Source organism: Leisingera sp. NJS204, assembly GCF_004123675.1.
Classification (GTDB): Bacteria; Pseudomonadota; Alphaproteobacteria; order Rhodobacterales; family Rhodobacteraceae; genus Leisingera.
The window spans coordinates 1071153-1097615 of the sequence record NZ_CP035417.1; the positions used below are offsets into that span (position 1 = coordinate 1071153).

16 protein-coding genes are annotated in these 26463 nt (G+C 57.8%); 7 read left to right on the forward strand and 9 right to left on the reverse strand.

Annotated elements, in window-relative coordinates:
* Nucleotides 1–198 precede the first annotated feature (198 nt).
* A complete protein-coding gene (locus tag ETW24_RS05350; RefSeq protein ID WP_024089107.1) occupies nt 199–393 on the reverse strand; it encodes a SlyX family protein in 195 nt (64 codons plus the stop codon).
* Nucleotides 394–651: 258 nt separating this feature from the next.
* Between ETW24_RS05350 and hisS the strand changes: the two genes are divergently transcribed.
* The 3 genes from hisS to hisG are packed head-to-tail and all read left to right on the forward strand — an operon-like array spanning nt 652 to nt 3946.
* Nucleotides 652–2139, forward strand: a complete 1488-nt coding sequence (gene hisS, locus ETW24_RS05355) for a histidine--tRNA ligase (protein ID WP_129370080.1) — start codon at nt 652–654, stop codon at nt 2137–2139.
* 2 nt (nt 2140–2141) lie between these two features.
* The gene (locus ETW24_RS05360; protein WP_129370081.1) at nt 2142–3230 is read left to right on the forward strand and encodes an ATP phosphoribosyltransferase regulatory subunit; all 1089 of its coding nucleotides are present in this window, start codon (nt 2142–2144) and stop codon (nt 3228–3230) included.
* The gene (gene hisG / locus ETW24_RS05365; RefSeq protein WP_129370082.1) at nt 3227–3946 is read left to right on the forward strand and encodes an ATP phosphoribosyltransferase; all 720 of its coding nucleotides are present in this window, start codon (nt 3227–3229) and stop codon (nt 3944–3946) included. The genes ETW24_RS05360 and hisG overlap by 4 nt, the downstream gene beginning before the upstream one ends.
* A 204-nt stretch (nt 3947–4150) precedes the next feature.
* On the opposite strand, the gene ETW24_RS05370 is transcribed toward hisG, so the two are convergent.
* Nucleotides 4151–4582, reverse strand: a complete 432-nt coding sequence (locus tag ETW24_RS05370) for a DUF1489 family protein (protein WP_129370083.1) — start codon at nt 4580–4582, stop codon at nt 4151–4153.
* Nucleotides 4583–4781: 199 nt separating this feature from the next.
* Between ETW24_RS05370 and ETW24_RS05375 the strand changes: the two genes are divergently transcribed.
* On the forward strand, nt 4782–7067 hold the full coding sequence (locus tag ETW24_RS05375) for an adenosylcobalamin-dependent ribonucleoside-diphosphate reductase (RefSeq protein ID WP_129370084.1): 2286 nt from the start codon (nt 4782–4784) through the stop codon (nt 7065–7067).
* Between the two features lie 293 nt (nt 7068–7360).
* Here ETW24_RS05375 and ETW24_RS24715 read toward each other — a convergent pair whose 3' ends face one another.
* The gene (locus ETW24_RS24715) at nt 7361–7933 is read right to left on the reverse strand and encodes a nucleotidyltransferase domain-containing protein (protein ID WP_254695705.1); all 573 of its coding nucleotides are present in this window, start codon (nt 7931–7933) and stop codon (nt 7361–7363) included.
* Between the two features lie 188 nt (nt 7934–8121).
* On the opposite strand from ETW24_RS24715, the gene ETW24_RS05385 reads away from it, so the two are divergent.
* The 3 genes from ETW24_RS05385 to ETW24_RS05395 all read left to right on the forward strand — a co-directional run bounded on the left by ETW24_RS05385 (nt 8122) and on the right by ETW24_RS05395 (nt 17937).
* Entirely contained in the window at nt 8122–14007 is a 5886-nt protein-coding gene (locus ETW24_RS05385) for a DUF3320 domain-containing protein (RefSeq protein ID WP_129370085.1), read from the forward strand.
* A 391-nt stretch (nt 14008–14398) separates the two neighbouring features.
* Nucleotides 14399–16771, forward strand: coding sequence for an AAA family ATPase (locus ETW24_RS05390; RefSeq protein ID WP_129370086.1), 2373 nt, complete (start codon nt 14399–14401; stop codon nt 16769–16771).
* A 14-nt stretch (nt 16772–16785) separates the two neighbouring features.
* Nucleotides 16786–17937 (forward strand): DUF2130 domain-containing protein, encoded by a 1152-nt coding sequence (locus ETW24_RS05395; RefSeq protein ID WP_129370087.1) that lies wholly within the window; start codon nt 16786–16788, stop codon nt 17935–17937.
* A 461-nt stretch (nt 17938–18398) separates the two neighbouring features.
* Here the strand turns inward: ETW24_RS05395 and ETW24_RS05400 are convergent, their stop codons facing one another.
* From ETW24_RS05400 to ETW24_RS05425, 6 genes are all read right to left on the reverse strand, one after another.
* Nucleotides 18399–19439, reverse strand: a complete 1041-nt coding sequence (locus tag ETW24_RS05400; protein ID WP_129370088.1) for an IS481 family transposase — start codon at nt 19437–19439, stop codon at nt 18399–18401.
* Between the two features lie 147 nt (nt 19440–19586).
* A complete protein-coding gene (locus tag ETW24_RS05405; RefSeq protein WP_129370089.1) occupies nt 19587–20144 on the reverse strand; it encodes a metallophosphoesterase in 558 nt (185 codons plus the stop codon).
* A 272-nt stretch (nt 20145–20416) separates the two neighbouring features.
* The gene (locus tag ETW24_RS05410) at nt 20417–21274 is read right to left on the reverse strand and encodes a metallophosphoesterase family protein (protein WP_129370090.1); all 858 of its coding nucleotides are present in this window, start codon (nt 21272–21274) and stop codon (nt 20417–20419) included.
* A gap of 112 nt (nt 21275–21386) precedes the next feature.
* Complete coding sequence (locus ETW24_RS05415; RefSeq protein WP_164982697.1) at nt 21387–22295, reverse strand: metallophosphoesterase family protein; 909 nt, start codon at nt 22293–22295, stop codon at nt 21387–21389.
* A 179-nt stretch (nt 22296–22474) separates the two neighbouring features.
* Nucleotides 22475–24307 (reverse strand): TniQ family protein, encoded by a 1833-nt coding sequence (locus tag ETW24_RS05420; RefSeq protein ID WP_129370092.1) that lies wholly within the window; start codon nt 24305–24307, stop codon nt 22475–22477.
* Between the two features lie 253 nt (nt 24308–24560).
* The gene (locus ETW24_RS05425) at nt 24561–25988 is read right to left on the reverse strand and encodes a phospholipase effector Tle1 domain-containing protein (RefSeq protein WP_129370093.1); all 1428 of its coding nucleotides are present in this window, start codon (nt 25986–25988) and stop codon (nt 24561–24563) included.
* Nucleotides 25989–26463: the final 475 nt, after the last annotated feature.

The window sequence follows — 26463 nt, forward strand, 5'->3', positions numbered from 1 at the left end:
TAGTCTTAGAAACTTTTGCCCGGAACAACGGCGCGGAGCGCCCCGGGCCTGCGGCAGCCCGTCGGGCGGGCTGGCGCAATGGCAAGGCCGGGTGCTCCGCCGGAGAAGTCGTACGGGTTTGGCCGGGATAAACTGCTCCGAACACCTGTTGAGGCGCCAGCCCACGGGCTGCCGCAGGTCCGTCATGACGGGATTTTCTCAGTAGTGCGGCGGGCGTTCGTCGCCAAAGACTGCGCCGCCGGTGCTGTCCTGCTCGCGGGTGGCCTCGCGCTGCATCAGCATGGCGACGCGGCGGGTCAGGGTGTCGATCTCCTGCTGCTGGCGGGCGATCACGTCGCTCATCTCCTCCACGCTGCGGGTCAGATGGGCGATTTGCTCTTCCAGATGCTGCATGGGGCTCTCCTGTGCGCGGCTGGCCTGTCATAGGGGCATTGCCTGCCTGGGTCCATGGGGCGGCTGTTGCTGACGAGGGTTTTCTGGTGGAAAACCAGCGGGCCTCCGGCGGGGATGTTTCCGCCAGAAGAAGGCGGCGCGGCGCTAGGGCCGTTGGGTTCCTGCGTTCCTGTGTGCGCCCGGCTCCTTCTTGCTGTTGCGGCTGGCATCCGCTAGACCGCCGGGCAAGTGAAACCGCTACCCGTGAGGAGGCCGAACATGGCCAAAGTGAAGAAACAGCCCCGCCCCAAGGCACAAACGCCCAAGGGGTTCCGCGACTATTTCGGTGCGGAGGTGACCCAGCGCAGCGAGATGCTGCGGGCCATTGCGGGTGTGTATCATCATTACGGGTTCGAGGCGCTGGAGTCCGCGGCGGTGGAAACCGTTGAGGCGCTGGGCAAGTTCCTGCCCGATGTGGACCGCCCCAATGAGGGTGTGTTTGCCTGGCAGGAGACCGAGGACGATGGAAACGGTGACTGGATGGCGCTGCGCTATGACCTGACGGCGCCCCTGGCGCGGGTCTATGCCCAGCACCGCAATGATCTGCCGACGCCGTACCGCCGCTATGCGATGGGACCGGTCTGGCGCAATGAAAAGCCGGGACCGGGCCGCTTCCGCCAGTTTTATCAGTGTGACGCGGACACTGTTGGCACCGCCTCGATGGCCGCTGACGCCGAGATCTGCGCGATGCTGTCGGACACGCTGGAGACCGTCGGCATTCCGCGCGGCGACTATCTGGTGCGGGTGAACAACCGCAAGGTTCTGAACGGCGTGCTGGAGGTGATGGGGATCGGTGACGACCCTGCTGTACGTGACAACGTTCTTCGCACTATCGACAAGTTCGACAAGGTGGGTGAGGCCGGCGTACGCGAGCTGCTGACCAAGGGGCGGCTGGATGCGTCGGGTGCTTTCATCGACGGGGTTGGCCTGTCTGATGATCAGGCCGCGCCGGTACTGGCGTTTCTGACCTCAAAGGCGGCGGAGGCGGCGGGCACCATTGCCAATCTGCGTGCTGCGGTGGGCGACAGTGCGGTGGGTCAGGAGGGCATTGCCGAACTGGAGCAGATCGGCGAGCTGCTGGCCGCGGGCGGCTATGGCAAGGACCGGATCGAGATCGACCCGTCGGTTGTACGCGGGCTTGGCTATTACACCGGGCCGGTGTTTGAGGCGGAGCTGACCTTTGATATCCTTGACGAGAAGGGCCGCAAACGGCAGTTCGGATCGGTTGCGGGCGGCGGGCGCTATGATGGTTTGGTCAAGCGCTTTACCGGGCAGGAAGTGCCTGCAGTGGGTGTGTCCATTGGCGTTGACCGGCTGCTGGCGGCGCTGCATGCTAAGGGGCGGCTTTCGGCAGAGGCTGCCGGCCCCGTTGTGGTCACCGTAATGGACCGTGACCGGATGGCGGATTACCAGGCGATGGTGGCAGAGCTGCGCAATGCGGGCATCCGGGCGGAGGTTTACCTGGGCAATCCCAAGAATTTCGGCAACCAGTTGAAATATGCGGATAAGCGGAATTCGCCCGTGGCCGTGATCGAAGGCGGCGATGAAAAAGCCAATGGCGTGGTGCAGATCAAGGACCTGATCCTGGGTGCCAGGATCGCTGAGAGTGCGACCCTGGAAGAGTGGAAGGAACGTCCGAGCCAGTTTGAAGTGCCGCGCAAGGAACTGGCCGCCAAGGTGCGGGAAATTCTGGACGGGCAGGACTGATCATGGCGGCTCAATCGCAAATTCAGGCCCGCGCTGCGATGCTGCGGGTCCGCTTTGAGGCCGCAGGCGCGCAGGTGGTGGACACGCCGCTGCTGCAGCCGGCCGGCACGTTGCTGGATCTTTACGGCGAGGACATCCGGGCGCGCGCCTATGTGACCTCAGATGCGCTGCACGGCGAGCAGATGCTGCGCCCGGATTTCACTGTGCCGGTGGTGGAGGCGCATATGCGCCACGGGGCGGAGCCTGCGCGTTACACCTATTCAGGCGAGGTGTTCCGGCGGCAGGAGATCGACCCTGACCGGCCCAACGAATACCTGCAAGTCGGCTATGAGGTGTTTGAGCGCAACGATGCGGCGGCAGCGGATGCGGAGGTGTTTGCGCTGTTTGCGCTGCAGGTGCGCGGGCTGCCTTTGCGGGCGGCAACCGGCGATATCGGCATTCTGATGGCCGCCGTGCAAGGGCTGAAAACCAGTGAGAAGCGCAAGGCGGCGCTGATGCGCCATATCTGGCGGCCGCGCCGGTTCCGGGCGTTGCTGGACCGGTTCGCGGGCCGGGCATCGGTTCCGGAGAACCGCAAGAAGCTGCTGGAGACCGAGGGCGATCTGACCGGGTCGGCGGTGGAGCTTGGCAAACGCCGCGCGGCAGAGGTGCAGGCGCGGGTTGAAGCGCTGCGCGAAGATGCCAAGGCACCGCCGATTGCCGAGAATGAGCTGCTGGCGCTGGAAGCGCTGATGGCGGTACGCGAAACGGTTCCCTACGCGGTAGAGCAGATGCGCGACATCGCCGTGGACCTGCCGCAGATCAATCTGGCGCTGGACCGCCTGGATGAACGCACCGCGGCGATGAAAGCGCGCGGAGTGGATGTGGAGACCCTCGATTTCGAGGCCTCTTACGGGCGCACCTCGATGGAGTATTACGACGGGTTTGTGTTCGGCTTTTACGCCGAGGCGCGGCCTGATTTGCCGCCGATCGCCAGCGGCGGGCGCTATGATGCGCTGACCCGGCGGCTGGGCGGGGGCAAGGAAATCCCGGCGGTCGGCGGTGTGCTGCGCCCGGACCTGATGCTGCAGCTTGAGGAGGTGCGCGCATGAGTTTGAAGCTGGGGGTGCCGTCCAAGGGGCGGCTGATGGAGAAGACATTCGACTGGTTCGCCAAGCGCGGCGTGACGTTGGCGCGCACCGGGTCCGACCGGGAATATGCCGGCGCGGTCGAGGGTGTTGCGAACATGGAGCTGGTGCTGCTGTCGGCGGGGGAAATCCCGCGCGAGCTGGCGGCGGGGCGGATCCATCTGGGCGTCACCGGCACCGATCTGGTGCAGGAGAAGCTGCCGCGGTTCGAGCAGCAGCTAGAGAGCCTGGCCGAAATGGGTTTTGGCCATGCCGACCTGATCCTGGCGGTGCCGCAGTTCTGGATTGATGTGGACACGCTGGATGACCTGGATGCGGTGGCGTCTGCCTTTCGCTCCGCGCATGGGCACCGGTTGCGGATTGCCACCAAATACCACCGGCTGGTGCGGGAATTCCTGACCGATGCCGGGGTGGCGGATTACCAGCTGGTGGACAGCCAGGGCGCGACTGAGGGCACGGTGAAGAACGAGACCGCCGAGATGGTGGCCGACATTACCTCGACCGGCGAAACGCTGCGGGCCAACCATCTGAAGCTGCTGGCGGACGGGCTGGTGCTGAAGTCCCAGGCGACGCTGTGGCGCAGCCGGGTGGCGAAATACGGGCTGGATGAGAAGGCGGCTCTGAATACGCTGCTGGACCTGCTGGAAGGCCGAAAGCAGGCGGGACCGCCCGCGCGCTAGCGCGGGCTGCGCCCGCCGCCATTCGGGCATCTTTGATGCCTGCAATGGCGGCGGGAGATCCTCTTTTTTGAACCCAAAGCGGTCCCTGAGCCAGTGTTCTCCCGCCCGGCGCAGCGGCATCCAGGATGCCGCCGTTCCGGTTGGGCCGGGCGCCGGGCTGACGCCCGGCGCTGGCGAGGCACGCCGCGGGGGGGGCGGAAAGCCTCAGATCACTCCGATTTCCGCCAGTGCCTGCGAGAGTTCCAGCGGCAGCGGCTCTTCTTGGCTTTTGCCGGCAGGCAGGTCGGCGGGTGAGTCTTCAGTCTTCAGATAGCGCCAGCCCTGGAACGGGCGTTTCGGTGCAGTGTGGGTGCGGTGCAATTCCGGTTCCAGAATGATGGCGCAGCGGCGGATGCCGTCTTCGCCGGTCACCTCATCCATTCGCAGCACGCGCTGGCGGCATTGGATCAGCCCCTTGATCACCCAATAGATCGAGCCGCCATTGAGGATCTCCGCCTCGCGCTTGGGCCACATGCGGGTGACGTGGCGTGGCAGGCCCTCCGGCAGTTCCCGGCGGCGCATCTCCTGCCAGGCCATCAGGCTTTCAACGCTTTCGGTGCCAACCGAAAGCTTCACAAGGTTCACGCGTTTATCCACAGGTTCCCCACAGAGTCGTCCAGAGCGGCACCTTTATATAGTAGTTCGGAGTTTGGCGCTAGCAAGGTCTTGTGGTACACTCGGTAATAAATTCTCAACGATGTACGTTTTCAGCGTTGAGAAATCCGCCTTGCCTGTAGTATCGAAGCCGCCATTCAAGCTGCATTCGTGCTGCCACACGACTCAAAGGATTCGCCATATGAGCCGCTTCGCCGCCCCCATCGCCGAGCAAATCTGGGATATGAAATACCGTTTCAAGCAGGCCGATGGCACGCCGATCGACGTCACCGTCGAGGACAGCTGGCGGCGCATTGCGCGCGATTTGGCGCGGGCGGAGCAGGCGCCGGATGCCTGGGAGGAGAAGTTCTTTGCCGCGCTGGAAGACTTCAAATACCTGCCCGCGGGCCGGATTACCGCAGGCGCCGGCACCGCGCGTCAGGTAACCCTGTTCAATTGTTTTGTGATGGGCACCGTGCCGGACAGCATGTCGGGGATTTTCGACATGCTGAAAGAAGCAGCGCTGACCATGCAGCAGGGCGGCGGCATCGGTTATGACTTCTCGACCATCCGGCCGCGCGGTGCGGATGTGAAAGGCGTGGCGGCGGATGCCTCCGGCCCGTTGTCGTTCATGGATGTGTGGGATGCAATGTGCCGCACCATCATGTCGGCGGGCTCGCGCCGCGGTGCGATGATGGCCACCATGCGTTGCGACCACCCGGATGTTGAGGCTTTCATCACTGCCAAATCCGATTCTGCCCGCCTGCGCATGTTCAACATGTCGGTGCTGATCACCGATGCTTTCATGGACGCGGTCAAGGCCGACGGGTCCTGGGAACTGGTGTTTGACGGCAAGGTCTATCACACCGTGCAGGCGCGCGATCTGTGGAACAAGATCATGCAGGCGACCTATGATTATGCCGAACCCGGCGTTATCTTCATCGACCGGATCAACAAGGCCAACAACCTCTCCTATATCGAAAACATCTGCGCCACCAACCCCTGCGGCGAGCAGCCGCTGCCGCCCTATGGTGCGTGCCTTTTGGGTTCGGTCAACATGGCGCGGCTGGTGGCCAGCCCGTTTGAGAAAGACGCGCATCTGGACCAGGAGGCGATGCAGGAGCTGGTCGCGACCGCGGTGCGGATGATGGACAACGTGGTCGATGTCTCCAAATTCCCGCTGGAGGCACAGGCGCAGGAAGCCAAGAACAAGCGCCGGATCGGCCTGGGGGTCACGGGTCTGGCTGATGCGCTCTTGATGCTTGGTCTGGAGTACGGCTCCGACGAAGCGGCGCGTCAGACCGACGAATGGCTGCATAGCATAGCCCGCGCCGCCTATCTGGCGTCGGTGGATCTGGCCAAGGAAAAGGGCGCCTTCCCGCTGTTCGACGCCGAGGCCTATCTGAACTCCGGCAACATGCTGAACATGGATGACGATGTGCGCGACGCAATCCGCGAGCACGGCATCCGCAACGCGCTGCTGACCTCGATCGCGCCGACCGGCACCATTTCGCTTTATGCAGGCAACGTATCCTCAGGCATCGAGCCGGTGTTTGCCTATGCATACACCCGCAAGGTGCTGCAGAAGGACGGGTCGCGCACCGAAGAGGAAGTGGTCGATTACGCAGTGCAGATGTACCGCGAGAAATTCGGCGCCGATGCCAAGCTGCCCGGTTACTTCGTCAACGCCCAGACCCTGCCGCCCGCGGCCCATGTCAAGATGCAAGCAGCGGCGCAGAAATGGATCGACTCGTCGATCTCTAAGACCATCAATTGCCCGGAAGACATCTCCTTTGATGACTTCAAGGACGTTTACATGCAGGCCTGGGATCAGGGCTGCAAAGGCTGCACCACCTACCGTCCGAATGACGTGACCGGCTCGGTTCTGTCGGTCAGCGAAAGCGCCGACACCGCGCCGGGCGAGACCGCCCAGGCACCGCATGAGAGCGATAGTGCCGAAGTGGTCTACATGTCCGAGCCGCTGGACCGCCCGCAGTCGCTGGAGGGCCATACCTACAAGCTGAAGTGGCCGGACAGCGAGCACGCGATCTATCTGACCATCAACGACATCATCATCAACCACCACCGCCGCCCGTTCGAAGTGTTTATCAACTCCAAGAACATGGAGCATTATGCCTGGACGCTGGCGCTGACCCGGATGATTTCAGCCGTGTTCCGCCGCGGCGGAGATGTGTCCTTTGTGGTCGAGGAGTTGAAAGCGGTATTCGACCCGCGCGGCGGCGCCTGGGTTCAGGGCAAGTATATCCCGTCGATCCTGGCTGCAATCGGCGGCGTGATCGAGACGCATATGGTCAAGACCGGCTTTCTGGAAGGTGAGGGCATGGGCCTGAAATCCGACCCGCAGGCGCAGGTGGTGAACCTGAACGCCCCGCGCGGCAAGGCCTGCCCGAGCTGCGGCCAGTTCGACATGCAGATGGTTGAAGGCTGCATGACCTGCCGCAGCTGCGGCCACTCGAAGTGCGGCTGAGGGGGCATGGGGGCTTTTTTGTCGGTTGACGTCCGACAGCGGAACTGCGTCTTTGCGACAAAAAACGGGTTTTTGATCTAGGCTTCTACGGCGCTGTAGAACTGTCCGTTTGGGCGGCAAAGTACCTCACCAATCAGAGAAGGCGGAGCTAGTGCTCCGCCTTCCTCGCTTTCTGGGTGGGTACTTGCGAAACTGGACTGCTTTCCGCAGTCATTTGCAATTCCTTGAGCCCAATATTGTTTGCCGCTCAACCCAGTATGACCTCCTGTTGTCAACGCGACCTAGCCTGAAGTTCAATGCTCAAGAAGGGCCGACAGCGTCCTTTCAGTGAGGTCTTCCGCAAAGTGCAGGTCCAGTTCGACCCGGGCGTTCGACGCGGTGTCTTCCGCGAACCTGCGGACCATTGCGCGCTCCCAGCAAGACAGCTTGCCCAGGATCATTAGGTCAATGTCCGAGTGCTCTCGGAAGTCCCCCTTAGCGAGGGATCCGAAAAGCTCATGTGCGATCCCTTTGCGTGCCAATTCCGAATGAATCGTCTGCCAGGCGGCTTTTGCCGCCTTCAGATGCAGTTGCCTGCGCTGCTCCTGCAAAACTTCGAAACGTGTCATCCGGGTCTCCCTGCCCCCAAAATATAGGCTGCTCCGGTAACTGTCATGGGAAAGGTTGATTTGGGGCAGCTGCATGGCCACAAGCGAAAGCTTGATTCGGGAAATGGCAAAGGGTCGTTCGCGGTACTCGTGTAAACAGGGCGGGAATCGGACCTTCTCCGCAGGCGCGAGCCGAACATGGTGAAACGTTGGAAGCCGACCTTCAGGCAACGCCGCATTAGGTTTCTGTTCTGCATCGCCGCAGGTCAACAGCCCCATATCGGCTGTTAGCACCTGGCAGCCTCTCGCCGGTGCAGCATGCCGCGAACGGCGCTAAGCGGCCATTGCAAGGTCCATCACGGAAAGTAGCCGATCCCAGTCCAATCTTCATGATGCGCTCGTTCACTACGGATTGACATGCAGCGGCGCGTGTGCAGCATCGATCCAAATTCACCAAGGGTTGCATTATGTCAGAAGTCATTGATCAGGGAGCTACAGTTGAGGAAGGTCAGAACCTTAGAGTAGCGTTCTCTACAACGGATAAGGTCAATTTCTCCTCTGCCCAGAACGGTGTTTCGATCCTGCGCAAGATTACCTTGATCAATGGGACAGATGCGCCGCTGGAAAACCTCGCTATTTCCATCGAGAGTAGCCCCTCCGTCATCAAACCTAAAACTTGGACGATGGATCGGCTCGGCCCCGGCGAAGAGAGGAACCTGTCAGACCTCGAAACGCCCTTGAATGACACGCTTCTATCCGGGCTGAACGAAGCGGAATTTGGCCAGTTGACCTTGAAGGTGTCCGCCAATGACACCGAGTTGTTTCGCGAAGAGCGCCGGATCGAAATGCTGGCCCGCGATGAGTGGGGCGGGATCGGTGACATGGCGCATCTGCTGGCCGCTTATGTCTCGCCCAATGATGCCGTGGTGGCGGCGATCCTGAAGGAAGCGGGTCGGTTGCTGGAGCGTGGCGGGCAGAGTGGCGCAATTGACGGCTACCAGTCGAAAGACCCGGGACGGGCGTGGATGTTGGCAGGAGCGATCTGGTCTGCGACAACGGCGCTCGGGCTCACTTATGCTTTTCCGCCGGCCTCTTTTGAGACCCGCGGACAGAAGGTACGCAGCCCTGCGCGCATCAAGTCCGAGGGGCTGGCTACCTGCCTGGACAGCGCCTTGCTGCTGGCAGCGTGTTTCGAAGCTGCCGGCCTGAACCCGGCGGTCCTGTTTTCCGAGGGCCACGCCTGGACGGGCGTATGGCTCACGGAGCGCGATTTCGGCCAGGTGACGGAACCTGACGTGATGACCGTGCGCAAGGCAATTGACGCGCTTGAGTTCGTCACGATGGAAACTACGCTTCTGACAAAGCGACCGACAATTGGCTTTGAACAGGCGGTCAGCGCGGGCCGAGATCTGACGGCGGAGCGCAACGAACACACGTTCCAGCTGGCTGTCGATATTCGCCGGGCACGCGTCGCGCGTATTCGGCCTCTTGCTTCCCACAACACCGAGACAAGCCAGGACGCCGAGCAGATCGAGGCCGCGCCGCCAGCCCTGCCGAAACCGCTGGCTTTCGATTTCCTGCCGGGTGATCTGGTGGACGAAGAGCCCCAAACGCCGCAGGATCGGATTTCCCGCTGGCAACGCAAGCTGCTCGACCTCTCCCTGCGTAATCGCCTGCTCAATTTCCGTGATACCAAGCAGACACTTCCGTTCATCTGTCCTAACGTATCGAGCCTCGAAGACCAACTGGCCGACGGCAAGAAATTCAAAGCCCTTGCACTCAAGGACGAAGACCCGGTTGGGCAGCGTGACCTGCTCAACAAGGAAGAACCGAAGCTGCTCGAAGAGGTCGCGCGTGATGCCTTCGCCAAGGGACAAGTGGCGGTTCCGCTGACGGGAAAGGATACCAACAACCGCCTCCTGGCATTGTTTCGCAAGGCCAAGAGCGACATGCAGGAAGGCGGCACCAATACGTTGTTCCTTGCGGCAGGTTTTCTGCGCTGGAAAAAGACCGAAACCGATACGCGCAGCTACCGCGCACCTTTGCTGTTGATTCCCGTCAAGATTTCGCGCCGCTCGGCCCAATCCGATTTCATTATCGAGCATCACGAGGATGATGTCCGCCTGAACGCGACCTTGCTCGAATTCCTTAAGCGCGACTTCGACCTGCACATCCCAGAACTTGAGGGTGAGTTGCCGCGTGATGACAGCGGCTACGACCTGCCGCTGATCTTCGAAATCATGCGACGCAAAGTGCGTGACGTGGCCGGGTTCGAGGTGGTGGAAGAATTGGCCATGTCCACCTTCTCCTTTGCCAAGTTCCTGATGTGGAAAGACCTGGTCGACCGGACGGACAGCCTACGCAACAGTGCATTGGTGCAGCACCTCGTCGACAATCCCACAGAGCCGTTCCTTGCCGAAGGCGCAGCGACCCTACCATCTGCCGTAGATGTGGATCGACGGGTGGCGCCCCGGGATCTCTTCACGCCATTGCCTGCGGATTCGTCGCAGTTGTCGGCAGTGCTTGCCGCACAGGAGGGGCACGACTTTGTCCTGATCGGCCCGCCTGGTACGGGTAAAAGCCAGACTATCGCCAACATCATTTCGCAGTGCCTTGCAGTGGGCAAGACGGTGCTTTTCGTTGCCGAGAAATCCGCTGCGCTGGACGTGGTTCATCGCCGTCTATCGGCGCACGGGCTGGGCGATGCAGTGCTGGAGCTACATTCCAACAAGGCGGACCGAAAGTCCGTTCTTGACCAACTCGGGCGCAGCTGGAACCGGCAGGGCGAGGTGTTCGAGGCAGAATGGATTCGCGTGACCGACGATCTCTCGATCACACGCACTCAGCTGAATCAATACGTGGCCACGCTACACCGCAAGGGAACCCAGGGGTTCAGCGTCTACGACGCCGTGGGCCATGCTGCTCGCGCCGAGGTGCCCTTTAGCCTGGCCTTCGACAACAAGGATGCCCACGATGCCGAGAGCTATGCGCATTTGAACAACTTGGCCGAGGCGGTCGGGCGGTGCCATCAGATTGTCCAGGATCGCCCCGACTTGCCGCTGGTCGGTGCCGAAGAGTGGTCCTTTGGCTGGCAGGCGGAACTGTTACAGCGGGCTGAGAATTTGCGCAAAGCCTCCCGCGACCTGGCAGAGGGCGCAGCCGCTCTGTCTACACTGTGCGGGTTGCCTGATGATGCGCTGACCCGGGATCGGCTCGGAAAACTCGTGGCGCTCGCCGGATGGCCGGCAAGCGGGTCCGATGTCAGCTGGGGCCTGGATGCGGACCTATCGAAAGCGGAGCAGGAGAGCGAACGACTTGGCCCACTGCTGGACGCGCATCGGGACACGACCGGGGCGCTGTCGGCAAGCTATCCTCTGGATCGGCTTGGCTCGATACCGCTCGATCAGATGGACGCCGACTGGCGGCGTGCCCAGACAAAAATCTGGCCATTCTCGATCTTCGCCAAGTCTGCCGTGCGGAAGCTGCTTCAGACCTATGCCACGGACGGAAAGGCCGATCCGGCAACGGACATTACCGCCTTGGATACCTTGCGTCGGATCAACGGCGATATCGACACCATTGCACTGTCCGGCTGTCCTGCTTTCGACAAGGCTGCAACGGACGCCATCCGATTGACGCAGCTCATCGGAGAGGCGCAGCAGTTTCGTGCGGTGACTGACCCGCTGACACCGCAGGTCTCGGATCACTCGCGATGGACGAAGGCCAAAGCCGCACTGGCCCGCCGCGAGGCTGGCGACTTGCGGGCAGCCCTGGATCGTTTCCGCGTGCTTTTTCAAAGCTGGGCAACGCAGGCGAATGCGTTCCGGGACACTGCAGGAACCGACCCGACACAGCATTCCCTCAATGACCTCGCCCAGCTCCTTGATCAGACGCTACAAAACCGCGAAGCCTTGGAGGATTGGACGCGCTGGATGAACGTGCGCAATCAAGCCTGCGGGGCGGGAATGACCTCCCTGGTCGAAGCTGTTGAAGCCCGAACTATGGCTGGCCCGGCGGAAGAAGCGTTCACCACGGCCTACGCTCAGTGGTGGCTGCCGCAAGCCATGGACGCAGAACCCGTGCTGCGGGGCTTTTCCCATTGGTCACACGAGGACGCGATCACCAAGTTCCGCGCCCTCGACGATCGCGCTACCGAGATGGCGGCAGAGCAAGTCCTTCACCGCATCCGGCATGGACTGCCAGCCCGCGACGGCGTGGCCCGCAAATCCGAGTTGGGAACCCTGCACCACCAGCTCGGCCTGCAACGCCCCAGCATGCCGATCCGAACGCTGATCTCTGAGATGCCGGATACCTTCACCAAACTCGCACCTTGCGTGTTGATGTCGCCTCTGTCTGTCGCGCAATACCTGCCCGCCGGGCAAGCCGCCTTTGACGTGGTGATCTTCGACGAGGCTTCTCAGATCACGACCTGGGACGCGATCGGGGCTATCGCACGGGGACGGCAAGCTATCATCGTCGGCGACCCCAAGCAGCTGCCCCCAACTAACTTCTTTGGCCGCACCGAAGACACCGAAGTAGACCTGCCGGAAAGCGAAAAAGACCTCGCCTCGATCCTTGACGAGGTGGCTGCCGCTGGCATCCCGACCCAGCAACTCGACTGGCACTACCGCAGCCGGGATGAATCCCTTATCGCATTCTCCAACTGGCATTACTATGGCGGAAGACTGGTGACCTTCCCGTCTCCAACCACAGAGTCGCAGGCGGTGCAGTTGCACCAGGTCGATGGCACCTATGCCCGTGGTATGGGGCGCACTAACGAGGACGAAGCCCGCGCGATCACCCGCATGGTAGTGCGTCGCCTGACGGAATGGCTCGCCTTACCCGAAGAAGAGCGCCTTACGCTCGGCGTCATCACTTTTAACGGTGAGCAACAAGGGCTGATCCTCGACCTGCTGGACGAAGAACGCCGCAAGAACCCCGATCTGGAATGGTTCTTCGAGGATGATCGCGAAGAACCCGTCATCGTTAAAAATCTGGAAAACATCCAAGGGGATGAACGCGATGTCATGCTGTTCTCGATTACCTTCGGTCCGGATCACGCGGGCAAGCTGTCCATGGCCTTTGGCGCGCTCAACGGTGATGGCGGGGAAAAGCGGCTGAACGTAGCGATCACCCGCGCCCGGCAGGAGTTACACATCTTCGCCTCGATCCGCGCGGATCAGATCGATTTGACCCGCACGAAGGCGCTTGGCGTCAAACATCTCAAGGGCTTCCTCGACTTCGCGGCGCGTGGGCCGGTTGCACTGCCCTCGCAAGACGATGGATCGCTCGGCCCTGTGGAGAATGTCTTTGAGGCGGCGATCAAGGCGGCCATCGAGGCAAAGGGCTGGGAGCTGCGACCACAAATCGGCGTCTCCGGTTTCCGCATCGACTTGGGCGTCGTGCATCCGGATCATGCGGGCGTCTACCTTGCAGGGATCGAATGCGACGGGGCGACTTATCACGGCTCTGCCACGGCACGAGACCGGGACAAGGTTCGGCAAGCCGTTCTGGAAAACCTCGGCTGGAAGATCTTGCGCATCTGGTCTACCGACTGGTTCAAGAACCCAAAAGCCGTCGTGGAGCGCATCCATGATGCGCTGACGGAGCATCTGGAGGCAGATAGGGAAAGGCGCGCGGAAGAGCGCGGCGCTCGAACTGCATCGTTCGAAGAGGCTTTTCCAGCCGACGATATCCTACCCGCCGAGCGGCGTTTTGCAGCCGAAAGGGCAACGGTTCCGGTGGAAATGGAGCAACGGCCTGAACCAGGCATGCCTGCGCCTGAACACCGCGAGGGGCCTCTTGTTGCAGGAGTGATAGCACCGGAACATGATGAAACAGACGTAGCCGCCATCACGCAATCGGATGACCTTATCCCCGACCCGGTGCAATTCTACGAACCTTCCTACATCCCGCGTCTTGAGCGTTTGATTGCGGACATCGTCAGAACCGAAGGGCCACTTCCAGTGACGCTCCTTTCGCGGCGTGTTGCCCAACAACACGGGTGGCAACGTACTGGCCGGCGTATCGTTGAACAGGTGTGCTCGGCTTTAGCGCGTATCGATATCCATGACGAAAATGGCGTCGATTTTGCCTGGAGCAAGGGCAGCCACTCAGACCGTGTGCCGTTCCAGATTGATCTGAGTCGCAGCATCCGCGACATTTCACGAGCCGAGATCGCCTGGCTATGCGATGCAAATGCCAAGGCGCTCGATGAAAGCGATGATCCGGCTCGCGATTTGTCACGTCTGGCAGGCATTAACCGCTTAGTGGCCGACAGCCGAAGCTACCTCGAAACCTGTATTGAATGGCGAAGAGAAACTGCTTCAATGGCAGGTGCTGACGCTTCATAGGCAATTCCACATTCCGATCCCAAATTTGCCATAGCAGAAGCACACAAGAGCTATGGTGAATTCGACCCCGATGTCAGACTCAAGACCCGCTTACATTCACTCTGCGACGTCTTCTGTAGAACCGTTGGGGCGCAATCCTTGCGTCGGCTGCAGTGAGTGTAGATGGATGGAAGAGCCTATGCAGCCTTGGCCTCCCGGCTCGGATGCTGTGGGCGAAGAAGATCACTCGCAACCCAAAGCGGCCCTATGCCTGGTGGCCAGCCAAGCGGGTCAGCACATGCAGGTCGGGTGGGAAACAACCATTCGCCGCGGGGGCATTCCCACATCCTGGAGTAAAAGCGAACTTTGATCGCGTTCGACCCGGAAGAAGAGCGCGTGAAAAGTCTGGACGATGAACAAGTTTAGATTGATAATTCCACATCTGATTCAAAAATATTTGATCGTCCTGAAGAATTGTTTGAGCGTTATGAATACACCACCCACTCCCAAACCCACCTTGAAAATATCGGCCACGCACATTGGCCCGATCATGTCTTTGGATGCACCGCTTTCCAAAAACAAGCAAAACTTGATTTTTGCACGGAATGGGACCGGAAAATCGTTTCTGGCACGTTCCCTTCGCCTCTTGGATGAAGCTTCGTTAGAAGGAGTTACACCCGAAGAGATGCCTGAGCTTCTCGTCTCAGAGGAAGCGCACGCCGGGCAGGGCACGTTCCTGCTCTACGAGGATCAGGATTGCATCGGTAGCATTGGCTTGAACTGTCTTAGTCAGTCTGTCAGCTTTTCAGTCCCGCGCTACATTTTTCACGTGTTCTCAGAGGACTACATTGACTTTCACCTAAGGCAGAATTCCTTCGAGTTAGACGGGGAAATCACGCATGAGATAATCGTTGGTCAAGAGAACCTAACGCTGGATGCGAAAGAAAGCGAAGTGGTTTCGAAGAAACAGAATCTGGAAGTAGCCCGAAGGAATTTTGATGAGGACTTCGCGGCGCAAAAAAAGAAGCTGCAGGATGATTTTAGCATCAACGCTTCTTTAGGCGGCTTTAAGTCTCTGACCAGTAATGTGTTTCTTACCCCGTCTCAATCTTCAGATGAGCAACCATCAAAGACCTTGGTTGAGCTGCTCGCGGACTTCAACAAGTTTAAATCGCTTCCAAATGATCCCAAAATGCCCTTGGCAACCGAGCTGGATGGACTTGGATTGGATTGGGTTGCGATAAGTTCATCCTTAGAGAAAATCACGAGCCCATCGAGTGTGGCGGAGGAAGTGAAGTCCAAAATAGCAGCCGACCCAAGCTTTTTTCGTTCGGGCCTAAAGCTCACAACTACTAGCGCGAACGCCTGCCCATTTTGTACGCAAAGTTTGACAGAAGCTGCGCAGCTGGCTCTGTCAAAGTACCAAGAGTACTTTGAAGATGCAGAAGCAACGGAAAAAGACACTCTTGCACTACTGGAACGAAGCGTAAAGACCGCTCGCTCGAAGTTGACAGCTTGGAGGACACTGTACCTGACGGCGAAATCGAACTTTGATGATTTGAAGGCCTTCTTTCCATCGTTACAGGATAAAAACGTAGAAGACGAAAGCGCTGTGCTCGAAGTAATCGATGCGATTCTCGTTTCGATACTAAAGGCTTTGGCGTCTAAGCAGTTGGATTTGTCATGCGATCAAACGATACCTATCGAGAATGCTGCATCTGAATATGATCGGCTTGTTAAAATTTGTGGACGCAATAGAAAACTTTTCGCAGACTTATATAGCCTAGTGAGTAATTCTTCCAGCGAGCGGAAATCAATTCAGAACGAGGCGTGCAAAGCGTTTTCAATTGAATTTGGCAAGAACAAATCAGCAGATATCGACGCCATCATACTTCTCGGTCAACAGGCTCTGAACCTACAAGACGAGATCGACGAACTCCGGCGAACACAGGGCGATAAAGCAGACGCGCGAACTCGGGTGGCAGAAACCTTCACACTGCTCCTGAAGCGGTTCTTTGGGGTCAAATACTCATTTGATGCCACAACATTCAAAGTTTTACGCGAACAGAAAAATATGGTACGCGGAGGCGATAGAACCTTGAGCGACGGCGAAAAGTCCGTGATGGCATTTTGCTATTTCATTGCACAGAGTCACCTGAGAGTAAATAGCAACGATGACTATGAACGGCTGTATTTTGTCTTTGATGATCCAGTAACTTCGATGTCGTCCGACTATGTTTATTCAATTGTACAAACGCTAAAACTCTTGAGGATCAGCGCGGCTGGAGAAATCGAGTTCAACCCTAAATCGGGGAATCCAAGACCTCGAATGCTGATCCTGACCCATAACAACTATTTCTACAATGTTGCTAGCAGCAACGGTGCAATACCTAAATCTGGCCTTTTCCAACTGGTGCCCGGGACAACTCAGCATACGTTGGCGAGTCAGAAGGGCTTTGCTACGCCGCATCAACAACAGCTCAAGCATGTTCATGATGTTAGTATTGGGAAAGTAGAGCCCGATTTCATGACCCCAAACTCAATCCGGTCTGTCGTCGAAAGCATGTGGAAGTTTTGCCGACCAGATGTAGTTGATTTTGGATCGTTTTCTGAATTTCTAATCGACGAATGTGAGATTGAGTTGAAAAGCGTACTCATCAACGACTTATCGCATGGCGGGAAATTTGATGATCAGCCACACAAATCAGACGATATCATTGAAGCTGCGCGAGAGGCTATCACTGTAGTGAGGCGATTTGCTGAGGGTCAACTCAAGCACCTCTAGGAGTATTTTAGGTAATGTCTGAATTAAAAATCCAGTGTCCGAAGTGTTCCAATGAAATTGAGCTTACTGAGCAGTTGGCGGGCCCAATGTTGGCGGATCTGCGAGCATCGTTCGATAACGAACTGGCCAAGCGGGAAGAGCAAGCTTCAGAAGCGCTGGCTATTGCGCAGGCGCAAGCCAAAGAGGCTGCACAGGCTGAAATTGCGGCTGAGCAAGCGGCTTTGAAGCAGCGTCTTGATGCCCAGGACGAAAAGTTGAGACATGCCCAGGCAGCACAAGCTGTTGCGATAAAGCGTGAGCAAGAGCTTAAAGACAAAGAAGCGGAGATGGATTTAACGCTTCAAAAGATGCTTGCCGAAGAACGACCGGTGTTGGCTGAGAAACTGACCCGCGAGGCGGATGAAAGAGCGGCGTTGAAACTTGCGGAGCAAGCGCAAGTAATGGAGGGCATGAAACGCCAAATCGAAGCCCTTAAGCAGAAGTCCGAACAAGGTTCCATGCAAACCCAAGGGGAAGCAGCTGAGATAGTTCTTGAAGAAACTCTAGCGGCTGCATTTCCTATGGATGGTTTTGTACCGGTTGCGAAGGGAGTCAGCGGAGCGGATGTCCGCCAAAATGTAACCGGATCCAACGGAATCGCGGGGAGCATCCTTTGGGAAAGCAAGCGCACTAAAAATTGGACCGCCGGTTGGCTCGCCAAACTGCGCGACGACCAGAGGACATCGGGATGCGAGGTAGCGGTTATCACGTCTCAAGCATTACCCGAGGGAGTTGAAAGTTTCGGGATGGTAGATGGCATTTGGGTTTGCGCGCCACGCTATGCAGTACCGTTAGCATCATCCTTGCGGCAGGGTTTGATCGATGTGGCGGGAGCAAAGAGCCGCGCTATGGGGCAAGAAACCAAGATGGAGATGATCTACGACTATTTGACTGGCACTCAATTCAAACAGCGTGTCGATGCGATTGTTGAGCGTTTCGAGGACATGCAAGACAACCTACGCAAAGAACGCGTATTCATGGAAAAGCAATGGGCCTTGCGGGCAAAACAGATTGATCTGGTAATTATATCTACTGTTGGGATGCATGGTGACTTGCAAGGAATCGCAGGACGTTCCATGCCCGAAATTGAGAGTGTTCAAGGGCTGATGATTGGCAAAGACGACTAATGTCATGCCGCGCAATTCTAGTACGAAGAATGTCTGGTATCGAGATGTAGGCCTGTAAGATATTGATCGCTTTGGATGTTCGGTTTAGGCCGACGAGGTTCCGAAGAGCGCCCTCAGTTCATAACTTTGCACTGGCAGCTTCCTGCGCAAAGCGAACGCGGGAGGACGTCTTGGCTGCACCTGCGACGAAAGTCCGGCTAGTCCCGCGGAGGCCTTGCTTGGGATGAAATGCTGCATTCGGTTGCCAATGGCCGCTCTAGCGACCGCTGCATTGCGGTGGAGGGTTGTGACGAATGTCCGCAAAGGGCCGACTATGTCTTTGGTGAGCACAAGGAACTACGAACCATAGTAGCCTCGCTTCTCAAGCTTAGCGGCAGAGAGGCAGAGCATGGCATTTCGTAAGTTGTAGTGGTTCCGATGTGATCTGACAGTTGGCCGTTTTTCCGGCGGCGTCTGTCAGGTCAAGTTTGGTTCAGGAACTTTTCCTTCCAGATTTCTTTGCCCTCGATCATGGTCTGAAACGGCGTTCTGCCGCAACACATTTTGCCCTGATGAGTGCGCTCGTGGTTGTAGTGGTGCAGCCATTCGTCCAGATCGGCCTGCAAGGCTTCGATGCTGTCGTAGAGCTTCTTGCGGAACGCGACCTGATAAAACTCCTGCAACACCGTCTTGTGAAACCGTTCGCAGATGCCATTGGTCTGCGGTGATTTCACCTTGGTTTTGGTGTGGTCGATATCGTTGATCGCCAGGAAGAGCTGGAAATCGTGTTTGTCGACGCGCCCGCAGTATTCCGTCCCGCGATCTGTCATGATCCGCAGCACCGGCAGGTCGTGCTCGTCATGGAATGGCAGCACTCGGTCATTGAGCAGGTCGGCTGCGGTGATCGGTGTTTTGGTGGTGTAGAGCTTGGCATGCGCCACCTTGCAATAGGTGTCCACGTAAGTCTGCTGATAGACCCGCCCGACGCCCTTGAGGGTGCCGACATAAAACGTGTCCTGTGATCCCAGATAGCCGGGATGGGCTGTTTCCACCTCGCCGCAGGCTTCATCGTCGAGCTTCTTCTTCTCCAGCGCCTGCACCTGGGCCTCGGTCAGGATCATGCCGTCCTCGGCCACCTTGGCTTCCAACGCCCTCAGCCGGGCCTTGAAGTTCGCCAGATCGTGCCGCAGCCAGATCGACCGGACACCCGAGGGTGAGACGAAGACACCCAGCTTACGCAACTCGTTCGAAGTGCGGGCCTGACCGTAGGCCGGGAAATCAGTGGCGGATTTGATGACGGCCTGCTCGGTCGCGTCGTCCACCCGGTTTGCCAGATTGGGCTTGCGCCGGGTGCGCTCAAACAGCGCTTCCACGCCGCCTTCTTCAACGGCTGACTTGTAGCGATAGAAAGTATCCCGGCTATAGCCCATCACCTGACAGGCTTTCGAGACATTCCCCAGTTTCTCGGCCAGATTCAGCAGGCCGGTTTTGTGTTTGATGATCTTGTCGGTAGTATTCAACATCGTGGTTTCCTCGTTTCGATGGTTTGGTTGGCACCACCATCAAAACGGACAACCATCTCCCTTCAAGGGAACCACCGCCCCCAATCCAATTTGAAAAAATGGGGGCGGTGTCAGATCACATCGAGGCTAATTCACGTAAGTAGCGGTTCACAGGTTGTACCCAGGTTCCACCGCATTCCAGTACTGGTTTACAGGCAACCTTCGGGCCCGTTGCTCAATCTCTGGCAGGCTCACCGGTTGGAAATCCCAAGCGTCGACACCCACGTTTATGCTGTTGCGCGTACCTTGCCAGTTATTGTGGACGTGGCCGAACAATTGGAGCGCTTTGCGGCGGGCGCTCGGGAAGGTGATCATTGGGTAATGGCATAGGAACAACCTCCGGCCATCAACCAGAATCTCAGCCATGTCCCTGACGCTGTCCCATTGCAGCCTTCGAACCCAGGGACGGTCATGGTTCCCCGTGATCAGGTGCTTTTTGCCCGGGATCTGCTCGAATAATTGGCGCAGTCTTTCCCGTTCCTGGTTGGTGACCTTCCCAACGGCAAAGTCGCCCAGAATCCAAAAGTCATCATCGGGCTGCACGCGCGCCCGGTACCTCTCAAGGATGTGCGCATCCATTTCTTCAGCACTGGCATAAGGCCGGTTGCAGAAACGAATGGCGTTCTCATGGCCAAAGTGCGGGTCAGCGGTAAACCAAACAGCCATGTGATCCCCTCGTTCTCAGCGCAGTACTGCCTGCCTGTTCTGGAAAGGCTGCCGTTTTCCGCCGCGAGACACAAGGAATAAGTTAGCCACTTCAAGTGCTTGTCAGAATTTCCCGTTTTCGCAAAGTCAGCGCACCATGGGGCTGTGGCTCCTTTTCAAAGCTGCTCGCTTGCCGTGATTTCCGCTTCGCCATTTTCCTCAACGTGTGCCGTGGCAGGAGTTGCCGATACACTTGAACCCCGTTCCAGGATCGAATTTTGCTTCCACCCCTCTTAGCAGGAACCGGCTGCAGCGAAGATCTGGCACATAGTTTTTCCGTCGCTGGAATAGAAGTGAGCCCAGCCTATTTGAGGCCGTGTTGAAGCCCCGGCGTCCAGGCAAATGGCCCGGTAGTCATCGATCCCGTCCATCTCTCCCATGGACTCCACCCGCAGGTTCAAATCCTCTCGCACGGCCGGTGTGTGTCCATGGACAACGACAGTTGCCCCCTTGAAATAACCCTCTTCGTCATAGTCCCATCCGTCTGTAAAACATAAGAACTTGTGACGGATCCCTGCCCAGTGGCTATCAGAGAGAGGCCGGTGCCGGTCCAGATGCTCTTCCGGAGAGGCATCCGGATCCAGACCGGCATGCACCATGAGGAGATCACCGATCCTCACATGCGATGGTGCGGAATGGATCGCGCGAATGAATGCCTCCGGAATGGAAACGGCAAGGCGCTCCCTCACATCCGAAAATGGCTCTGGAGCCATGTCCGGGGCGATTTCCGCCAGGAGTGACCGGCCGCCATTGGCCAGCCAGAGATGATGATCGCCGCCGTTCAGAACATTGAGGAGCGCCAGCTCATGGTTGCCTGGCAAAATGAGCTTTTCGTCTGCGCCTGCCAGGCTTCCCGCTTCTAGTGCCAACCGGATGGCGCGCAAGCTCTCAGGGCCGCGGTCAATCAGGTCACCGAGAAAGACCAGCACCCGCTTCTCAGCAGTTCTGTCCATGACGCGAATTGCCTCAAGGATCGCTGCAAGCTGGTCCGCTCTCCCATGCACATCTCCGATGACAACAAGCTCGATACCTTGCGGAAGGGTGCCGGGCAGAGGGCGCTGCGGAAGGCTGAAATTTCGGGTCTGCGGCATGTTCGATCACGGTGGTTGATTGTTGTTTTTTGGGGACGGAGGTGAATGACCTGAGATGTTTTCCTGGCACGGTCCTAGCGGTTCTTAGGGGAAACTATTCCATCCTCCAATTTCACCCTGAAGCACCCGGCAACGGGACCAGGCACAGCTCCTCGGGCGGAAGCTCTTCTGGACTGTGCTTTTCATAGGGAAAGCCGACAGAGACATTGCGTACGGCGGTGCTTCCGATTTGGGCCGCCAGCCGACGGTGAGAATGCCCGAAGTACCATCCGTGAATTCGGCACCGATCGAGTAGAGGCGTGAGGTCAGGGTGAAACGCCGGGGTGAGGCCGTCGATCTGGCTGGCGGCGTCGGGATGGGGGCCGTGGTGCGTGATCACGAAGTTTCGTCCGTTTGGCGCCCAGTGAGGTTTAGCAAGCTGGTCCTCCAGCCAACGCCGCTGGGCCTTGTGCAGTGCCAGGATATCCTCTGGAGTTATGGCAACGCGTTGCGGGCGCCCAAGCAATTCGGATCGCGAGAGCGGGTCAACTGCTAGCAGTTTGGAAATCTGCGCATAGTCGTTCATGTGCTGGTGCGCCACGTTCATGGCAATTTGGACGTCGCCGAGCAGTGCTAAGTCTGTCCAGAGCGTCGTGCAGATATACCGATCATCGCCATGACGCACCTCGCGCTGTTGCGCGAAGTGGCCTCCGGCCGCGATTGCCAGCTTTTCCAACTCGTCATCAGCGTTCAGATATTCAGCGTAATAGTCGTGATTGCCTGGGAAAATGATCGTCCTGGATGGGTCTACGAAGCAGCGCAGATAGGCAAAGGCTGTCGGCCAGTTTGTGAATGGAGCGTTTGCCAGGTCTCCTGCAATGATCAAGGCATCGAGTTCAGCCCAAGGCAGGCTGTTATCCAGGCCATGCGACTCAAATGGCCCCCTGCCGATTTTCTTGTAGCTGTCGTGGTGGAGGTCGGCGAGAACTGCGACCTTGCCCGTCTTCCGGGAAATTTCGATCGGGGTACGGGTGGTGGTCATGTTTCGGTGCTTCGGCTCTGGCTGGCTTTCTTGGATCGCCCTTAACATCCATGCACGTTTCCGGGGTGGAGTCTAGGCGCCTGGTTTTTAATGATTTTTCGCAAAAGCCATTTCCGTTCTCAGATCGGGTGGAATGGAAAAGACCGCTACCGAGAGCATCTCGGCGAACTGGCTTCAGCTCAGGCTTCGTCGAGCAGGAGGTCAATCTCTGATCTCTCAAAAATAGCCCCATAGTCTTCGCCATCCGGACTGAACGGAAGAACACCATTCTCTTTCAATCTGACCCGCAGGGACTGCCAAGTCATTCCCTTTTCGACGGCGAGGCCGCGCAGCGTGACGAACCTTTTGTGGAATACCTCGATATCTGCTGGCGATAGAAAGCGTTGCATTGCGCCCGTTTTGGGGTTCAACCCTTCGGTTGAAGGGGTGTGGCCTCTCCTCACCAAACGAACCGCGGCAGCCCTCACGAGACCGCATTGCTGTGCAAACTTTTCCAGGCTGATGCCTGGTGCATCGGGTCGCTGCATTAGGCGTTCAACTTCATCAGTCGTAACGAGAAGAGAAAGATAGCCGTCCTTGGTCATGTGTTTGCCAATGCGGCGCAGTTGGCCAGTTTCAATCATTTGGATGATCGCGCCAGGCCTGATCTGAAGACGCTGTCCAGCCTTTGGAATGTCAGACCATTGGTGCATCGGCACATAGATCGGTTCTGCTCCGGTCAACAGTTTTTCGATGAAGGCCCGGCCAGCCCGAACATCCCACAGGGGCTTATGATCCGCCCCATCGAGACAGGGTTGAAAATAGCCGTCTTCTCTAAGAAGTTCGATCTGATACCTTGGAATACTCAGTGCGGTCTGGAATTCACCTGCTGACTTTAGTGAATTCAAACCATCAAGGAATGGTTTGGCCGCAGCAGCGTCAAATACCTCCCACTTGCCCTTGTCGCCAGCTTCCCTAGGCCGGACGTATCCGGCTTCGACAAGGAGCTTGCGCAACCGGCGGGGGTCCATTCCCACCTCCCGCGAAGCCGTGATAACCGAGTGGACGCGGCGCTCCAATACAGGTTCGCCCATGAGATCGTCTCCAGGCCCCAACGGCCAGGTTGTCGCAATGTGGTCACGCAGAATAGCTCTGAATTGTGAGTACTCTTCAGAACGCAAATCGAACGCCAACCGGTCGTAGAGGTCTCCGAACTTCTTCTTGGGGCCCTCTGTCGGTTCTCCAACCTGGTCCTGGATCTGGCCCAGAGCATCGCGTATGCGTTCTTCGCCGCAATATGTCCACTGGAATCCTGCGCTAAAGACGAGCCAGGCATCTTCAGGTGGGAATTTTCTCCATTTCGGCCACTTTTGGGTCCAAAGGGTTCTACCCAACAACTCGCAGAAATGTGCGGCAGGATAGAGGGAAAACTGATCCAGCCAGATGCCGGATTTCTCGCCGCGCAGCCGCGCTCCAATCCATTTGTCGAAATCACTGGGTTCACGCGTGGGTTCGTCCAGTTCGCCTGAAAAGATGGCTGGAGCGATTTCTGCCATGCGAGCAGCTACATCGTACCTGTCTGATTTGGATGCAGCCTTCCAAAGCGGGACAAGCGGGTGAAGGTGATCAAGGCAAAGCATGACAGGCCGGAAAAGCCAGTCCCCGCGTAGATGCATTGCCTGTTCTGGCGGCACATCCTGACCTTCTGCGTCCTCGCGCAGGCATAGAGGGCAGCCGCGAACTGTCGTTTCTCTGATCGCCTTGGCATGCATGTCCTGCCCGCGGAACCGATGCCGCCTGGAGCCAAGGTATTTCGGAGACCAGGCTTCGATCGCCTCCGCGGACTGGCTGCAGAGTATCGCAAGCTGCGCCAAGTCCTTTGTTGCCCCGTCGATGATCCTGGTGAAAGAAAGCCCCATGTCGGCAGTGAAATCCTGGGTGCTGACGCCATTGTAGGCAGCAACACGGGAAGCGAAGGAAAAGGCTGGCTCGCGGTTGCCAAGCTCCGGGACAAGGGACAGGTGCTGGTTCATATCACTTGGATACCAAATGCTACAGGTGGTGTAAGGCGCGATTTGACTGGGAAAGCTGGGAAGTAAGGTAATCTAGATTGTGTCCGCGCTAGGCCTCAATGGAGAAGTAGTGCGTTGTAATCAGGGCTTGTATTTAAGCGTTGGGAGGGGCGGAGCTGACAGATGCTAGCCGCATCCGCCAGATTTGGTTCAAGTGGCCTGCCTCGAATGGTGTGTTGGGTCTTGAGCAGTCAGTGCCCTGATGCTTGGCACCCTATTTCGAATAGTACTTCTCCGCTTCAGGATGATCCTTGAGTTGTTCCGGCCGGTAGGCACGCATCTCACCGAGATGAGAGACGGTTTCAGCTTCCAGCCGGGTGATTACTGAAGGATGTAAGGGAAAAATGGGGTTCACAATCCGTGGCTTTTTAGGCCAGCGTTTTTTCAGCGGGCCAAAACTGAACATGAAAGCCTCTTCGTGCTGCATACCGAGAGGATCTGGCATAACGTAGAGCTTGTCGGCATTGATCTGGACTTCTGGTACGCATTCCTCCAGTTCTTCAAGCATCCAGCCAAGGGCAATATCGCTCAACCGGGATTCCGGTTCGGGATAGCTTCCACCGACGTCGCTGTGGCAGCCTGGGAACCAGACCTGCTTCAGCCATGGCGGGTTACGTCCTTCTGTCTTTTTTGCCTCTGCTTGCATTGCCCATTTCACGCGCGGAAAATTTTTCCTGTGCTCGTCGATAGCGAGCGCGTGCCGGGCAAAGCCGACATCTGAGTCCAGCCACTTGTCATAATTCTTCAGGTTCCATTTGGCGTAATGGCCATATCTCCAGATCAACGGCCAGTCCGCTATCCTGGAGAGCCTCAATGGGCGATCCTCGTCAGGCGAGAAAAATTTCCACTGCGACCACTTCAGCTTGCCGTACCAGTAAGCAATGACGCCCAGAAGAATGACAAGTGGTGCCCATACGATCCACGGCCAGGAGAGCCACAGTGCCGTTACTAGTGCAGCCAATAGAGCGACTACCGCCGTTCCAGCCGCAATTCCTACTTGCGCATTGCCTAGGGCTGCTACTGTATCGAAGACACCAATGAATGTTGGCTGCACGTTGCCTTGCACATCCTTTTCCGTATCCGGAACGTAGCTGCCGTACTTTTGCCGGAACCGGCGCCCGAGCTCTTCCCTTCTCTCGTAATACGGTTGCTGCCCCCGGGGAAAGCCGTTGCCGTGATTGTAAACGTAGTTGACGGCATCAGAGGCGAGCTTGCGAAGTCTTGGCCCGAACCGAGGTACCTGTGAACCGTCTGGCATCTTTGTGGGAATGCCGCAGAGGTTCATTACATTGGCTACAGCACGGACAGTGTATGCTCCGCGTGAAAAGCCAAAGAGCAGGATCCTGTCGCCAGGTTCGTAGTACGAAATGATCTTCTCATAGCAATCAATGACGTTTTCATCGATACCGGTTCCGACAGCGGCAGACAGGACATTGCGAAGCCGCTTCAGAGTAAAGCCGCCAACTTCCCCCGCGCCCAGGCCGGCGTCGTAGAAACAAACCTGCTCGCTTGGCTTGATTGGTGAGGATGGGCAGGGGCGCATCGCCCGATACATTTTGTAGATGTTTGAAAGGCGCTGGTCTGGACGTAGGCCGCCCACTTGTCCTGTTCCATCTGAGAAGATCAAAATGTTCTTGGGCATCAGAACGCTCATAGAATTCCGGGGGCGGTTAAGTAACGGATAGCGGTATTCTTGCTTCAAATCACCACTAATAATTGTGCGCCTGAAACTGAGTTGGGTATCCGCCCCTTAACCTGCTCCCGGAAGCCGACTTTTGTGCCGCCTGCAGCTGACGGACGGTTCGGGCCCATAGCGGTCTTTATCGCGTGCCAACTCTTCGCAAGGGCAGCACGACGCGAGCCGCGCTAAGCGGCCATTGGAAGACCCGTCTAGGAAAGGCGGCTGACTGGAATTTCCGACCAATCGCCGTAGCTGCAATAGACGCGACAAGGAACGGCTGTCTCAGGCCCGGCGAGCGGGAAGCTGACACTCTACAACGCGCTATACACTACTAGCCTTCAAGTAGAAATCAGTCTTCTAAGCGTAGAGGGATGCGCGAAGAGCTCTCAATACCATCTTCGCGAGGATTGCTTTGATGATTAGGTCTTTGCGGTTA